The organism is Caulobacter sp. LjRoot300 (assembly GCF_964253875.1).
Classification (GTDB): domain Bacteria; phylum Pseudomonadota; class Alphaproteobacteria; order Caulobacterales; family Caulobacteraceae; genus Caulobacter.
This window is the reverse complement of record NZ_CAXUSA020000002.1, coordinates 171,824-185,105: the sequence shown is the minus strand read 5'-3', so window position 1 is coordinate 185,105 and position 13,282 is coordinate 171,824. Positions and strand designations below refer to the sequence as shown.

Annotated in this window: 13 protein-coding genes; 6 read left to right on the top strand and 7 right to left on the bottom strand. The window is 69.1% G+C overall.

Annotated features, from left to right (window positions below; genetic code table 11):
* Positions 1–64 precede the first annotated feature (64 nt).
* The gene (locus ACSQ2G_RS06285; protein ID WP_436029233.1) at positions 65–841 is read right to left on the bottom strand and encodes a TerC family protein; all 777 of its coding nucleotides are present in this window, start codon (positions 839–841) and stop codon (positions 65–67) included.
* Between the two features lie 117 nt (positions 842–958).
* Here ACSQ2G_RS06285 and ACSQ2G_RS06280 point away from each other — a divergent pair, with 117 nt between their 5' ends.
* The 4 genes from ACSQ2G_RS06280 (at position 959) to ACSQ2G_RS06265 (ending at position 5,156) form a co-directional block, all read left to right on the top strand.
* Positions 959–2,053 carry an acyltransferase family protein gene (locus ACSQ2G_RS06280; protein WP_436030530.1) on the top strand — a complete coding sequence of 365 codons (1,095 nt, stop codon included), beginning with the start codon at positions 959–961 and terminating at the stop codon, positions 2,051–2,053.
* A 70-nt stretch (positions 2,054–2,123) separates the two neighbouring features.
* Positions 2,124–2,828 (top strand): CHAP domain-containing protein, encoded by a 705-nt coding sequence (locus ACSQ2G_RS06275; protein WP_436029232.1) that lies wholly within the window; start codon positions 2,124–2,126, stop codon positions 2,826–2,828.
* A 51-nt stretch (positions 2,829–2,879) separates the two neighbouring features.
* The gene (locus ACSQ2G_RS06270; RefSeq protein WP_436029231.1) at positions 2,880–3,839 is read left to right on the top strand and encodes a magnesium transporter CorA family protein; all 960 of its coding nucleotides are present in this window, start codon (positions 2,880–2,882) and stop codon (positions 3,837–3,839) included.
* Positions 3,840–3,908: 69 nt separating this feature from the next.
* Positions 3,909–5,156 carry a pentapeptide repeat-containing protein gene (locus tag ACSQ2G_RS06265; RefSeq protein WP_436029229.1) on the top strand — a complete coding sequence of 416 codons (1,248 nt, stop codon included), beginning with the start codon at positions 3,909–3,911 and terminating at the stop codon, positions 5,154–5,156.
* Positions 5,157–5,161: 5 nt separating this feature from the next.
* On the opposite strand, the gene ACSQ2G_RS06260 is transcribed toward ACSQ2G_RS06265, so the two are convergent.
* A complete protein-coding gene (locus ACSQ2G_RS06260; protein WP_436029227.1) occupies positions 5,162–6,022 on the bottom strand; it encodes a crotonase/enoyl-CoA hydratase family protein in 861 nt (286 codons plus the stop codon).
* A 97-nt stretch (positions 6,023–6,119) separates the two neighbouring features.
* Between ACSQ2G_RS06260 and ACSQ2G_RS06255 the strand changes: the two genes are divergently transcribed.
* Together ACSQ2G_RS06255 and ACSQ2G_RS06250 are read left to right on the top strand one after the other, a co-directional pair.
* Positions 6,120–6,911 (top strand): SH3 domain-containing protein, encoded by a 792-nt coding sequence (locus ACSQ2G_RS06255; protein WP_436029225.1) that lies wholly within the window; start codon positions 6,120–6,122, stop codon positions 6,909–6,911.
* Positions 6,912–7,070: 159 nt separating this feature from the next.
* Positions 7,071–7,979: an alpha/beta fold hydrolase gene (locus tag ACSQ2G_RS06250; protein ID WP_436029224.1), complete on the top strand. Its 909-nt coding sequence runs from the start codon at positions 7,071–7,073 to the stop codon at positions 7,977–7,979.
* Positions 7,980–8,001: 22 nt separating this feature from the next.
* Here the strand turns inward: ACSQ2G_RS06250 and ACSQ2G_RS06245 are convergent, their stop codons facing one another.
* The 5 genes from ACSQ2G_RS06245 to ACSQ2G_RS06225 all read right to left on the bottom strand — a co-directional run bounded on the left by ACSQ2G_RS06245 (position 8,002) and on the right by ACSQ2G_RS06225 (position 13,231).
* Positions 8,002–8,949, bottom strand: coding sequence for a thioesterase family protein (locus ACSQ2G_RS06245; RefSeq protein ID WP_436029222.1), 948 nt, complete (start codon positions 8,947–8,949; stop codon positions 8,002–8,004).
* A gap of 304 nt (positions 8,950–9,253) precedes the next feature.
* On the bottom strand, positions 9,254–9,739 hold the full coding sequence (locus ACSQ2G_RS06240) for a transcriptional repressor (RefSeq protein ID WP_436029220.1): 486 nt from the start codon (positions 9,737–9,739) through the stop codon (positions 9,254–9,256).
* 45 nt (positions 9,740–9,784) lie between these two features.
* On the bottom strand, positions 9,785–10,558 hold the full coding sequence (locus tag ACSQ2G_RS06235; protein WP_436029219.1) for an acid phosphatase: 774 nt from the start codon (positions 10,556–10,558) through the stop codon (positions 9,785–9,787).
* A 60-nt stretch (positions 10,559–10,618) separates the two neighbouring features.
* Positions 10,619–11,671 (bottom strand): 1,9-bis(guanidino)-5-aza-nonane synthase, encoded by a 1,053-nt coding sequence (locus ACSQ2G_RS06230; protein ID WP_056754391.1) that lies wholly within the window; start codon positions 11,669–11,671, stop codon positions 10,619–10,621.
* Between the two features lie 300 nt (positions 11,672–11,971).
* Positions 11,972–13,231, bottom strand: coding sequence for a type III PLP-dependent enzyme (locus tag ACSQ2G_RS06225; protein ID WP_436029218.1), 1,260 nt, complete (start codon positions 13,229–13,231; stop codon positions 11,972–11,974).
* Between the last annotated feature and the right edge of the window lie 51 nt (positions 13,232–13,282).

Below are 13,282 nucleotides of genomic sequence, written 5' to 3'. Positions count from 1 at the left end.
GAATGGTTCGCAAGTCGCTCCGAGCTGGATCGGGGACAGGCGCATGCGCCTGTCCCCGGCCGTATCAGCCCTTCTTGGCGCCCTTGCGCCGCGACAGCATGTTCAGGCCCTCGACGCCGGCCGAGAAGGCCATGGCGGCGTAGATGTAGCCCTTGGGCACGTGCACCCCGAAACCCTCGGCGATCAGCACGGCGCCGATCATCAGCAGAAAGCCCAGGGCCAGCATGACCACGGTCGGGTTGTCGTTGATGAAATTGCCCAGCGGATCGGCGGCCAGCAGCATCACCGTGACCGCGACGATCACCGCGACGATCATGATCGGCAGGTGGTCGGTCATGCCGACGGCGGTCAGGATCGAATCGATCGAGAACACGATGTCCAGCAGGATGATCTGGAAGATCGCCCCGCCGACGTTCGAGATCGCCGCGGTCTTGACGTCCGGGGCGGATTCGTCGGCGTCTGGATCGACATTGTGGTGGATCTCCTTGGTGGCCTTCCAGATCAGGAACAGGCCGCCGGCGATCAGGATCAGGTCACGCCACGAGAAGGCCGTCTCGAAGGTCGGCTCGCCGTGCGACAGCGGCCCGGTCAGGCCCAGGTCGAACACTGGGGCGGTCAGGCCGACGATGAAGGCGATGGTCGACAGCAGGACCAGCCGCATGATCAGGGCCAGGGAGATGCCGATCCGACGCACCCTCTGGCGCTGCTCCGGCGGCAGCTTGTTGGAGAGGATGGAGATGAACACCAGGTTGTCGATGCCAAGCACGACTTCCATGACGATCAGCGTGACCAGGGCCGCCCAGGCGGCGGGGTCCGCGACGAGGTGAAGGAGTTCGTTCATCGTACCGATCTAAGCTCGAGTTCGGAAAACGCGTCATCGCCTACCCCTCCGTAGGCGCCGTTCATGCAAGGAACGCGACGGAAGCCCCCAGGCTTCGCCAAACCGAGAGTCGAGATGATGCCAGACGCCGCCAATATCAAGCCCCTGACGGCCCTTCGCTTCTTCGCCGCCTTCTGGGTGGTGCTGTACCATTATTGGCCAAACCTCTCGACGGCGGTTCCGCCGGCGATGATCGGCAAGGGCTATCTGGGGGTCGAGGCGTTCTTCACCCTGTCGGGCTTCATCCTGTGCCACGTCTATCTGCAGGGCGTGGGGACGGGGACGTTCCGCTATGGCGACTTCCTGTGGAACCGGCTGGCGCGGGTCTATCCGCTGCACCTGGTCACCCTGGCGGGCGTCGGGCTGATGGCCGCCGCCGCGGGCCTGGCTGGCATCGCCGTCGACCAGAACATGCTGGCCTGGAGCGCCCTGCCGGCCAACCTGCTGCTGGTCCAGGCCTGGGGCTTCGCGCCGGTTTCGGGCTGGAACCATCCGTCGTGGTCGATCTCGGCCGAATGGTTCGCCTATCTCAGCTTCCCGGCCTTCGCCTGGGCCGCCTGGCGGCTGCGCGAGCGGCCGCGCCTGGCCGTCGGCCTGGCCCTGGTCCTGATCGCCGCCCTCTATCCGGCCTTCCAGGCCCTAGCCGGCTTCCCGCTGACCGAGGCGACGATCCGCTGGGGCTTCCTGCGCATCGTCCCGTGCTTCGCCTATGGCTGCGCCCTGCACGCCCTGTGGCGCTCGGGCGCCGTCACCGGCCGCTTCTCGGGCCTGGGCGCCTGTCTGGCGGGCGCCGCCGTGCTGCTGGCCGTGCATTTCAAGGCGCCCGACCCGGTGATCGTCATGACCCTGGGGGGGCTGATCGTCATGCTGGCGGCCCTGGCCGCGGCTGGCTCAAGCTTCGCGACTCAGGCTCCGCTCGTGTATCTGGGCGAGATCAGCTACTCGACCTACATGATCTGTATCCCCTGGAAGATCCTGGCGGTCAATGCCGCGCTGAAGCTTCTGAAGATCGAGGGCGATCAGCTGTCGTTCTATGCTTGGCTGTTGATTGTCGCCGCACTGGTTCCGCTGTCGGCGATGTCGTATCACATCATCGAAAAGCCGGCCCGCGAGCGCATGAAAGCTTGGGTGAAAGGCTGGCGTCAGCGGCGACCTGCCACGGCGAAAGCCTAATAAACAGACTTTTCATATTTCCCTGTCAGGGTTATCCCTTAGCCCAGTGACGCGGGGGAGTACCCACAGCATGACGAAACGGACGAGAACCCTCTGGGGTTCCCTGGCCGCCGCCGCCATGATCAGCCTCGTGCCGATGTCCGGCGCGATGGCCGACGGGTACTGGCAATGCGTCCCGTTCGCGCGTCTGATGTCGGGCATCCAGATCTTCGGCGACGCCCGCACCTGGTGGAGCCAGGCGGTCGGCAAGTACGACACCGGCTTCGTGCCCCGCGCCGGGGCCGTGCTTTGCTTCAAGCCCACCGGCCGCATGAACCTCGGCCACGTCGCCTTCGTCAGCCAGGTGCTGACCGACCGCGTGATCCAGGTCACCCACGCCAACTGGTCGATCATCGACGGCGGCCGCGGCCAGATCGAAAAGGACGTCACGGTCGTCGATGTCTCGCCGGCCGGCGACTGGAGCCAGGTCAAGGTCTGGTACGACCCGATCCGCGACCTGGGCACGACCGTCTATCCGACCCACGGCTTCATCTACCAGAACAACCAGGCGGTCACGATCGCCGCCGCCACCAGCAAGCTGGCCCTGGCCCAGAACGCCGCCGTCACGCTGGCCAAGTCGGCCGCCAACCAGGTCGCAGCCTCAGTGCGGGCCAGCTCGCCGCTGGACATGATCAACCAGGCCGCCGATTCGACCGACCGCATCGCCGCCCTGATCTCGCAGTCGCAATCCTCGGGCCAGGCGCAGGACGCCGACAAGCCGCAAGCTCCGCGTTGACGCCGTGCGCGCTCTGGGTCATGCCCGGGGCGTGAACAAAGCTGGTGTCCCATGCTGAGGGTGCTGCGCCATGGCGCGCCGGGTTTCGAGCCCGGCGGCTTGACGCCCGACTGGGCGCTGCCCGCCGACGCGGTGTGGATCGAGCTGGTCAGCCCCACCCGCGCCGAGGAAGTGGCGGTCGAGAAGTCGATCGGCCTGCTGCTGCCCACCCGCGAGGAGATGGCCGAGATCGAGGCCTCCTCGCGCCTCTACCAGGAAGACGGCGGCACGTTCATGACCGCCACGGTGCTGGTCAACGCCGACGGCGACCTGCCGACCGCCGCGCCGGTGACCTTCGTGCTGACCGGCGACCGGCTGGTCACCATCCGCTATGTCGAGCCCAAGGCGTTCGCGGTGTTCGCCGCCCAGGCCGAACGCCAGCCCAGCCTGTGCCCCGGCGGCGCCCAGACGTTCCTGGGCCTGCTGGACGCGGTGATCGACCGCACCGCCGACATCCTCGAGCGCACCTCCAGCGAGGTCGAGACCCAGTCGCGGATCATCTTCAGCCGGCCGCGCGGCGCGGCGTTCGAGGCGATCCTCAACCGCCTGGGCCGGGCCCAGATCGTCAATTCCAAGGCCCGCGACAGCCTGGTCAGCCTGGCTCGCCTGCTCAGCTTCGCCTCGCTGGCCGACCAGTTCGAGGGCGACAAGGAACTGCGCGACCACCTCAAGTCGCTGCAGCGCGACGTCCAGTCGATCACCGACCATTCTGGCTATCTGTCGGGCAACATCACCTTCCTGCTCGATGCGGCCCTGGGCCTGATCAACATCGAGCAGAACGCCATCTTCAAGATCTTCTCGGTGTTCTCGGTGATGTTCCTGCCGCCGACCCTGGTGGCGGGGATCTACGGCATGAACTTCGCCCACATGCCCGAGCTCAACTGGCTGCACGGCTACCCGTTCGCCCTGGCGCTGATGGTGATCGCCGCGGCCGGGCCGCTGCTGTGGTTCAAACGCCGTGGATGGCTTTGAGTTTTCGGACTAAATCGAACGTTTCCTTAAAGGTCGCGTGACACGGTTCGCCGAAAAAGAGCGCCGTCCATGTCCGCCCCCGCCTTCTCCGATCGACCCGTCCAGCCTTCGCTGTTCCGCACCCTCGCGCCCGCCGCGCTGAAGGCGGCCGTCGAGGCGCATCTGCGCTATCTGAAGGGGCTGCCGGCCGGCGTCCGCGCCAACCTGTCCTATGTCGATCTCGACCACGTCGACCTGGAGGGCGTCGACCTTTCGGAGGCCGACCTGACGGGCGTGCGCCTGGCCGGCGCGCTGCTGTCGCGCGCCGTGCTGAGCCGGGCCAACCTGTACGGGGCCGACCTGCGCGACGCCGACCTGCGCGAGGCCAATCTCTCGCGCTGCGACCTGCGCGGCGCCTGCCTGCGCGGAGCCAATCTTAGCCGCGCCGACCTGACCGCCTGCGACCTGCGCGAAGGCGTCATCGCCACCCAGGACAGCGTCGACGGCTTCAAGATCCTCAAGCACCGCGCCCAGCCCGGCGAGCTGGAGCACGCCGTAACGCGAGGCGCGCGACTGGACGGCGCCCAGGTGGGCCACGCCTTCGCCCGGGTCGCCGACCTGACCGACGCCGACCTGGCCGGGGCCAGTCTGAAGGGCGCCCGGCTGAACCGCGCCACCCTGGACGGCGCCAACCTGTCCCAGGCCAATCTGCACAACGCCGACCTCGCCGGCGCCTCCCTGCGCCGCGCGGTGCTGACCGGCGCGGACCTGGCGGGAGCCTCCTTCGACGGCGCGGACCTGACCCAGGTGCTGCGCGCCCCGCCGCCGATCGTCTATGTCGACGACGCGCCCCTGCACGAGATCCTCGAGGCGCACGAACTCTATGTGACCAGCGACGGGCGGGACGGCGCGGCGGCCCGAGTGGCGGCGGTCGACTTCCGGCCGTTGCGGCGGCTGCGCGGCCGCCGGCTGGCGGGCCTGTCGGCGCCGGGCGCGATCTTCTTCGGCATGGACCTGGAGAAGGTCCAGCTGCAGGGCGCCAACCTCGCTGAAGCCGACCTGCGCGGCGCCAATCTGCGTGGGGCCGACCTGCGGGGCGCCCGGCTGGTCGGCGCCCAGCTGTCGCGGGCCGACCTGTCCGGCGCCCGGCTGGGGCCGCTGACCATCGCCCAGGGCCGCGTCCTGCGCACCGACCTCAGCCGCGCCGCGCTGCAAGGCGCCGACCTGACCGGCGCCGACGCCCGCCGCGTGCGCCTGATCGACGCCGACCTGACCCGATGCCGGCTGGACGGCTGCGACCTGACCAGCGCGGAGCTGCCGGAAGCGGTCGAGGGGTAGGAGGCCTACATCCGCTTCCTGAGCGGCACGAGGTCGGGATAGACCGGCTCGCGGCCCTGGGCCTTGGCCTGGAAGGCCTCCATCATGTGCGGCGGCGAGAACATGCCGGTCTGCCAGGTGGCGATGTAGTCCAGCCCGTCCTTGATCGAGTGGTCGCGGGCGTAGTTGATCATCACCTTGCTGCCGGCCACGGCCAGGGGCGACTTGGAGGCGATCTCGCGAGCCGTCGCCAGGGCGTGGGCGACGACCTCCTCGTGGGTGGCGAATACCTCGTTGACCAGGCCGATCTCGCGGGCCCGGGCGGCGGGCAGCCGCCGGCCGGTGTAGGCCAGCTCGCGCACCCAGCCCTCGGGGATCAGCTTGCACAGCCGCGGGAACGTCCCGACGTCGGCGGTCATGCCGATGTTGATCTCGTGGATCGTGAAGAAGGCGTCGGCGCTGGCGTAGCGGATGTCGCAGGCGCTGGTGAAGTCGACCGCCCCGCCGATGCAGCCGCCCTGGATGGCGGCGATCACCGGCATGCGCGCCTCGTCCAGGCAGGAAAAGGTGTCCTGCAGGTGATGGACGTGGCGGCGGAAGCTCTCGGCGGCCACGAAGCGGTCGGCGGGCTCGCCCCCGGTCACGCCCTCGCCGTCGGTGAACACCGACAGGTCCATGCCGGCGCAGAAATGCTTGCCGGTCGAAGAGATGACGATGCAGCGGGCGCGGGCGTTGTCGTCGATGTCGCGGATGATCGCCGGCAGCTCGTTCCAGAACGCCCGGGTCATGGTGTTGAGGGCCTCGGGACGTTTCAGGCGCAGATGCGCCACGCCTGTCTCGATCTCGACATCGAAACAGCTATAGTCTGGCTTGTCCGGCACGCTCATCTCTCCCTTATCGTTGATCAGTTTGTATCACGCGGGCGCCGGACGCCAACCGGCCTTCATCCGGGGGCCGAAAGACTTGTTCAGGAGACCTTCCCCCATGGTCAGACATTCCATCGCCGCCACCCTGTCGGTCGGCGCCGTCCTCGCCTCGCTGGTCGTCGCGCCGCTGCCGGCGGCGGCCCAGTCCAAGGGCATCAGCGGCCTGTTCGGCTGCGAAGGCTCGGGCAAGAAGCAGGAGGGCGGCGCCTTGATCGGGGCCGCGGCCGGGGCCCTGGTCGGCCGCGCGGTCAGCAAGAACGAGAAGACCCTGGGCACGGTGCTGGGCGCGGCGGCCGGCGCGGCGGCGGGCGCCTATATCGGCTGCCGCATGCAGTCGACCGACCAGGCCATGGCCCAGCAGGCCACCAAGCGCGCCCTGGACAGCGGCCGCTCGGAAAGCTGGAGCAATTCGCGCACCGGCGCCTCGGGCCGCATCGACGTGGTCTCCTCGTCCTACGGCCCGCCGATCGCCGGCGAGACCCTGCGCTTCGAACGCGGCGTCCAGGCGCTGCGCAGCTATGACGCCGTCGGCGGCGATTACACCGCCCGGGGGAGCGCCAACCTGCGGTCCGGCCCGTCGACCACCGGCAAGGTGGTGGGCAAGCTGTCGGCCGGCCAGCGGGTCGAGGTGCTGGGCGGCGCGCCCAACAGCAACTGGCTGCTGGTGGGCCGCGACGGCTACGGCGTCGGCTATGTCTCGGCCCCGCTGCTGGACCAGAGCGGCTATGGCCCGGAAGCCAGCTGCCGGATCATCAACGCCTCGATCAGCACCCGCAACGACCGCCCCACGACCGAGCGCTACAGCGCCTGCAAGGACGATCGCGGCGAGTGGCAGCTGACGGCGGCGTAGGGGCGACCTCGCACTTGCCCCCACCTGGCGGCTCCGGAGCGCTCTTCCCCCCTTTGGGGGAAGACGGCCGAAGGCCCGTAGGGGGCAAGTGCGGACTCCCAATGTCGCGGCCATGGGCCTAACTTAGGAACCAGCCGCCGCAACAGGAGCTCTTCCGCCATGGACGCGGCCGTCTTCCGGGAACCTCGCCGACGCTTCATCCCGATCGCCAGCCGCGCCGGGGCGGGCGAGATGGCGGTGCTGGAGTTCGGACCCGCCGACCGCCCGGTGGACGTGGTCTTCGTCCACGCCAACGGCTTCAACGGCCAGACCTACCGCGCCCTGCTGGCCCCCCTGTCGGCTGGGTTGCGGGTGTTGGCGGTGGACCAGCGCGGCCACGGCTCCAGCCGCCTGGCCGCCAATCCGGAGCGCCGGCGAAGCTGGCTGGACCTGCGCGACGACCTGCTGGCCCTGCTGACCGCCCTGGACCAGGCGCCGGTGGTGCTGGCCGGCCATTCGATGGGCGCCACCGTCAGCCTGCTGGCCGCCGAGGCGGCGCCGGACGCCGTGCGCGGCCTGGTGCTGCTGGACCCGGTGATCATGCCCCGGATCATGGCCTTCTACGCCCACATGCCGTGGACCTCCGGGGCGCTGTGGAAACACCTGCCGCTGGTCCAGGGGGCGCTGCGCCGCCGGGCCGTGTTCGACACCCGCGAGGCCGCCTTCACCGCCTATCGCGGGCGCGGGGCGTTCAGGACCTGGCCCGAGACCATGCTGGCCGACTATGTCGGCGGCGGCTTCAAGGATCGCGAGGACGGCAAGGTCGAGCTGGCCTGCGCCCCGGCCTGGGAAGCTTCCAACTACAGCGCCCAAGCCCACGACCCCTGGCGGGCCATGAGCCGCATCCGCTGCCCGGCCCGGCTGCTCAGAGCGGAGAAGGGCTCGACCGCCCATGTCGGCGACGAGGTGGCCCTGATGCGCCGCCACCCGGCGATCCGCGTCGAGACGGTGGTCGGCGCCAGTCACTTCCTGCCGATGGAACGCCCGGACCTGGCGCGCGAGGCGATCTTCGAGATGGCGGCGGGGTAGGGGCGCCGCGCTCGTGATCGGCCTACAGCGCCAGCCCCTCCACCGCCGCCGTCGCCAGTTCCGCCCGCGCCGCTTCGCTGATCGGCACCACCTTCCGCGCGTCGAGGTCGAAGGTGACGGCCACGGCCTCCGACGTGCCCCAGGGCTGTCCGGTGGTGGGATCGAGCATCCAGTGGACCACGCGCATCGCCTGGCCCTCGGTTCCGACCAGGCCCGACCGCAGCTCGACCCGGTCGCCGGCCCGCGGCCAGGCCAGCTGGGCCAGGCGGTATTCCAGGACCGCGCCGCCGACCCGGGCGGGCTTGGGCTCGGCATGGGCGACGACGATGTCGCGGAATGCGCCGATGAAGGCGCTGATGCCGTCCGAGACCCGGCCGATGAACTGCTCGGCCCGCATCCGTCCGAACACGTCGCAATCGGTCGGCGACAGGGCGCCCAGGCCGATCCGCTTCAGGCCCAAGGCATCGGCGCGCTCGAGGCTGGCGGTCGGCGCGAACGGCGACAGGTCCAGGCTGCGCGCCCGCGCCTGTTCCGGAACCTCGACCTTCAGGGCCGCCGCGCGGTCATGGACGACGCGCGGCCATGGGAACGCCTCGCCTTCGCGCGGGGTGACGTGGGCGAGGGTGGTCTGGAAGGTCGCCGCCAGTTGGCCGGTGGCCGTGTGGACCAGCAGCTGCAGGACCCGCGCCTCGGTTTCGCAGATGGCGATCACGCCGCCCAGCATGTGCAGCGTCGCCCCGGCCTGGGCCTCGCGCAGGAAACGGATGTGCTGCTCGCGGACCACCAGGGTGGCGTTGGCGTAGGGCGAGAAGGCGTGCGGCAGGCCGAGTTCGGCCGCGAGCCCGGCCAGCCCCTCCATGGCCCGGGTGACGTAGAAGCGCACGTTCATGTGCCCCATCTCGTCGCAGTCCCAGGTGTTGACGCCGCCGCGCCAGATCTCGACGCCAGGGAATCCCACAACGCCCATCATGGCGCGGCTCTTTCCCAAACAAGAGTGGCGCGCCAGATCTCGACGCCGGGGAATTCCACAACACCCGTCATGGCGCGGCTCTTTCCCAAACAAGAGTGGCGCGCCATATCTCGACGCCGGGGAAGGTCTCGGTGGGCGTCATGGGAAAGATCCGGGAAGGTTGGACGGCTGTTTGGAGCCTAACGGCGTTTGCGCAATCTTCGCAATCTCCGCCGGGGACATGCCCTTGCGGCGTGTCCCCAGATACATCTCCGGCGCCTTGCCCGTGATGGGGACACGCCGCGAGGGCATGTCCCCGACTGGATTACCCCCGGCAATCCGCGCATAGCCCGTGCGCCTCGATGGTCACGGCGGTCAGGGCGTAGCCGGCGGCGGCGCCGGCGGCGATGATCTCGGCGCTGGCCTTGGGCTCGATCTCGCGGGTGGCGCCGCAGCAGTCGCAGATCAGGAAGGCGGCGGCATGACCGTCGGCCTCCTTGCGGCAGGCGACATAGGCGTTGAGGCTCTCGATGCGGTGGGCGAAGCCCTGCTTCTCGAGGAAGTCCAGCGCCCGGTAGACGGTCGGCGGCTTCGCGGGTGGACCGTCGATGGCGAAGCTGGCGATCAGGTCATAGGCCTTCACCGGCTGGCCGGCCTGCAGCAGCAGCTCCAGCACCCGGCGGCGCGGGGCGGTCAGGCGCTGGTCGGCGGCGCCGCAACGCGCCTCGGCGGCGTTCAGCTCGGCCGCGAGGGCCGAACCGGCGACGCCGTGGTTGTGATGGTCGTGATCGCACGCGGCATGATGGGCCATGACCAAGAGGTAGAGGGCGCGACCGTCCCGCGCAAGCTTGCGGGCTCAGTAGGGCGTCTGGGCCAGCACGGCGGCCTCGGCCGCGCATCGGGCGGGATCCGGCGCCGGGCCCTCCGCCCGCGCGGCGTCCAGCTCGCGCCCGACGGCCGCCAGGTCGGCCGCGAAGGCCGGCGAGGTCTCCAGGGTCTTGACCAGGGCGGCGGCGTTCAGCCGGCCCGCCTCGACCGAGGAAGCGTTGTGCACGCCGCAGACGACCCGGCTTTCGCCATAGGCCCTGGCCCGGGCCAGGATGGCGTCGGCCCTTTGCGGCTGGGCCTTGGCCAGGGCCAGGCCGACGGTCCAGCCCCAGGTGGCGTGGCCGGACGGATAGTCGGGGCTCAGGGCGGTGATCAGGCCGCTGCGCACGCAGATCGCGCCGTGATCGACCTGGTAGGGGCGCTTGCGGTCGTAGAGCCGCTTGGGGCTCAAGACGGCCGGCCGCACGTCTTGGCGGATCCGGCGCAGCATCGCCGCCAGCCGCGGCGTGGCCTGGCGGCTGGGCGTCACGCCCAGGGCGCAGCTGTAGGCGTCCAGGATCTTGGCCTTGCGCGCGTCCTGCCTGGCCAGCGACCAGCGCGGGGTGTCCTCGAGGCGGCGGGTGGCCAGGAAGGTGCGGCGGTCGCGCTGGTCGATGGCGGACCCGGCCGCCGGCGGGGGCGGCACGGCCTGGCGCGCGTCATAGGCTCCCTCGGCGAGATAGGGGATCGCCTGCGATCCCGTCAGGCTGGCGCAACCGGCCAGGGCCAGGCCCGTCATCCCGATCATCAGCCAGGCGCGCATGAAAAAGGGTCCCCGAAGCAATTTCGGGGACCCTGCAGTCTCAAGTCGTCCGTATCAAGCCTACTTGCCGAACAGCTTCTGCCAGCGCGGCTTCTCGCGGCCCTTCCAGTGTTCGCGGTGATAGGCGTCCGAGGCGATCAGCGGCACCACGGTGGTGGCTTCGGCGAACACCATCTGCTCGTAGGTGGTGTTGACCTTGCCCCAGCTGGCGGCTTCCTTCAGCGTCGAGCTGCTGCAGGCGCCGTCGCGGACGTCGGCGACGGTGATCTGCACCGCGTACTTGTGCATGTCGGCCTCGACGCCGAGGATCTCGGCGCAGACCACGGTGTCTTGGGCGAAGTTCTTGGGCACGCCGCCGCCGACCATGAACAGGCCGGTGGTGCCGGCCGCGATCTTGATGTCGGTCAGTTCACGGAAGTCCGCCACCGCGTCGATCATCAGATAGGGCTGCTTGGCGGCGATGCGCTCCTTCTGGTGCTTGACCAGGCCAAAGCCCGCCGAGCTGTCGACGAAGGCCGGGCAGAAGATCGGCACGCCCTCTTCATACGCCGTCTGGATCAGCGAGCCTTGCTTCTTGGCGTTGCCTTCCGACAGCCACTTGCCCATTTCCCAGATGAACTCGCGCGAGGAATAGGCGCGCGGCTCCAGGCGATTGCAGATCTCCAGGATCGTGTGGTCGCAGTTCTGGAGCTCTTCCTCGTCGATATAGGTGTCGTAGATGCGGTCGATATAGTTGTCGCGCAGCACGTTGTCGTCGACCGGGCCGGCGGCCTGGTAGTGCTTGAAGCCCAGGGCCTCGAAGAAGTCCATGTCGACGATCGAGGCGCCGGTGGCGACCACGGCGTCGATCATGCCGTTCTTCACCATGTCGCGGTAGACGTGCATGCAGCCGCCGGCCGAGGTCGAGCCGGCCAGGATCAGCCACGGCGAGCAGGACTTGTCCTCCAGCGCCATGTTGAAGATGTCGGCGGCGCGGGCGGTGTCGCGCGAGCTGAACGACATCTTGCGCATGGAGTCGATGATCGGGCGGGCATCGAACGACGTGATGTCGATATGCTCGACGACGTTCTGCAGCAGCTCGGCCTTCTGGTTGTTCGGAACGGGAGCGTTCATCGCTTCGGTTTCCCTGACTTTGGACGCCCGTCGTTGAAACTGGCCGTCCACCGGGACGGAGCGACCGGTGGGGGCGATGGGTTCGCATCCAAACGCGCGAGCGGTCGATGCGGCGCGGGTTTAACGCACATTTGTCGCGACGCTTAGTGACGATTTCGCGTCGCGCGCCGTGCGTCCTTCGAGGCCCGCTATCGCGGGCGCCTCAGGATGAGGAATTCAGCGCAAGGAGGTCCTCATCCTGAGGTGCGAGCCGTAGGCGAAGCCTCGAAGGACGCACGGCGGTCACGCTCTGGATTTCAACTAGCGACGACGGCGCTTCTTGCCGGCCGCGCCTTTCGGCCGCGAGAACCGCACGATCTTGCGTTCCTCGGCCTCGGGCCGCGGGGTCGGGATCGAGCGCTTGGCCAGGCCGTACATCGAGGCCATCGGCGCGTCCCGCACCTGGGCGATGTCGGTCTCGCCAAAGCCGTTGAAGCGGGTCGACATGGCCACGCCGTAGGCGCCCAGCATACCGATCTCGATGTAGTCGCCCTCATCGACGCTTTCCGGCAGGTAGAACGGGCCGGGCATGTGGTCGACGCTGTCGCAGGTGGGGCCGTAGAAGCGGAAGGGCTTGAGGCCCTCTTCCACGACTTCGCCGTTCTTGCGGAACAGCTTGACCGGGAACGGCCACTTCATGTGGGCCGCGTCGAACAGCGAGCCGTACGAGCCGTCGTTCAGATAGAGCGCGTCGCCCTTCTTCAGCTCGACCTTGACCAGCAGGGACGAGGCCTCGGCCACCAGGGCCCGGCCAGGTTCGCACCACAGCTCGGTGGTCTCGTGGACCATCATGTCCGAGAAGCCCCGGTCGATGGCGGCCAGGTATTCGGACATGTCGGGCGGAACCATGCCGGGATAGATCGACGGGAAGCCGCCGCCCACGTCGACGACGTCGGCCAGCACGCCGGCCCGCACCAGGGCGCGGGAGGCCTGGGCCATCGCCGCCTGGTAGGCGGTGGGGCGCATGCACTGGCTGCCGACGTGGAACGACACGCCCATCAGGTCCTGGGTCGAGCGGCGGGCCGCCAGCAGCAGGGCCGGGGCGTTGTGCGGCTCGACGCCGAACTTGCCCGACAGGCTGTAGGCCGCGCCCTCGGCCTGCACGCCCATGCGGACGATCAGGTTCAGGTCCTTGGCCTGGCCGGTGGCGTCCAGGATCTTGGCCAGTTCCTCGTGGGTGTCGAACGAGAAGGTCCGCACGCCGTGATCGAAATAGGCGGCCGAGATCGCCACCCGGCTCTTCACCGGGTGCATGAAGGCCATGCGCGAGCCGGGGGCGTGGTCGCCGACCAGCTCGATCTCGTTGAGCGAGGCCACGTCGAACGACCGGACGCCGGCGTCCGCCAGCTCACGGATCACCCACGGCGAAGGATTGGCCTTCACCGCGTAAAAGACATCGCCCTTGAATTCAGCCTGGAACCAGCGCGCCGCTACGGAAACCGCGTCGGGCCGCACGAGTGCGACGGGACGTTCCGGTGACCGCTCACGGACCAGGTCCAGGGGATTATGGTACGTGTGCAATTCACGTAGACCCCTGCAGAAGTGAAACCCAGGCCGGCGTTAGCAGCGCTT

What these genes read in the sequence shown, in the direction of transcription:
- ACSQ2G_RS06285 (WP_436029233.1), bottom strand. Translation starts at nt 841, where the DNA reads ATGAACGAACTCCTTCACCTCGTCGCGGACCCCGCCGCCTGGGCGGCC.
- ACSQ2G_RS06280 (WP_436030530.1), top strand. Translation starts at nt 959, where the DNA reads ATGCCAGACGCCGCCAATATCAAGCCCCTGACGGCCCTTCGCTTCTTC.
- ACSQ2G_RS06275 (WP_436029232.1), top strand. Translation starts at nt 2,124, where the DNA reads ATGACGAAACGGACGAGAACCCTCTGGGGTTCCCTGGCCGCCGCCGCC.
- ACSQ2G_RS06270 (WP_436029231.1), top strand. Translation starts at nt 2,880, where the DNA reads ATGCTGAGGGTGCTGCGCCATGGCGCGCCGGGTTTCGAGCCCGGCGGC.
- ACSQ2G_RS06265 (WP_436029229.1), top strand. Translation starts at nt 3,909, where the DNA reads ATGTCCGCCCCCGCCTTCTCCGATCGACCCGTCCAGCCTTCGCTGTTC.
- ACSQ2G_RS06260 (WP_436029227.1), bottom strand. Translation starts at nt 6,022, where the DNA reads ATGAGCGTGCCGGACAAGCCAGACTATAGCTGTTTCGATGTCGAGATC.
- ACSQ2G_RS06255 (WP_436029225.1), top strand. Translation starts at nt 6,120, where the DNA reads ATGGTCAGACATTCCATCGCCGCCACCCTGTCGGTCGGCGCCGTCCTC.
- ACSQ2G_RS06250 (WP_436029224.1), top strand. Translation starts at nt 7,071, where the DNA reads ATGGACGCGGCCGTCTTCCGGGAACCTCGCCGACGCTTCATCCCGATC.
- ACSQ2G_RS06245 (WP_436029222.1), bottom strand. Translation starts at nt 8,949, where the DNA reads ATGATGGGCGTTGTGGGATTCCCTGGCGTCGAGATCTGGCGCGGCGGC.
- ACSQ2G_RS06240 (WP_436029220.1), bottom strand. Translation starts at nt 9,739, where the DNA reads ATGGCCCATCATGCCGCGTGCGATCACGACCATCACAACCACGGCGTC.
- ACSQ2G_RS06235 (WP_436029219.1), bottom strand. Translation starts at nt 10,558, where the DNA reads ATGCGCGCCTGGCTGATGATCGGGATGACGGGCCTGGCCCTGGCCGGT.
- ACSQ2G_RS06230 (WP_056754391.1), bottom strand. Translation starts at nt 11,671, where the DNA reads ATGAACGCTCCCGTTCCGAACAACCAGAAGGCCGAGCTGCTGCAGAAC.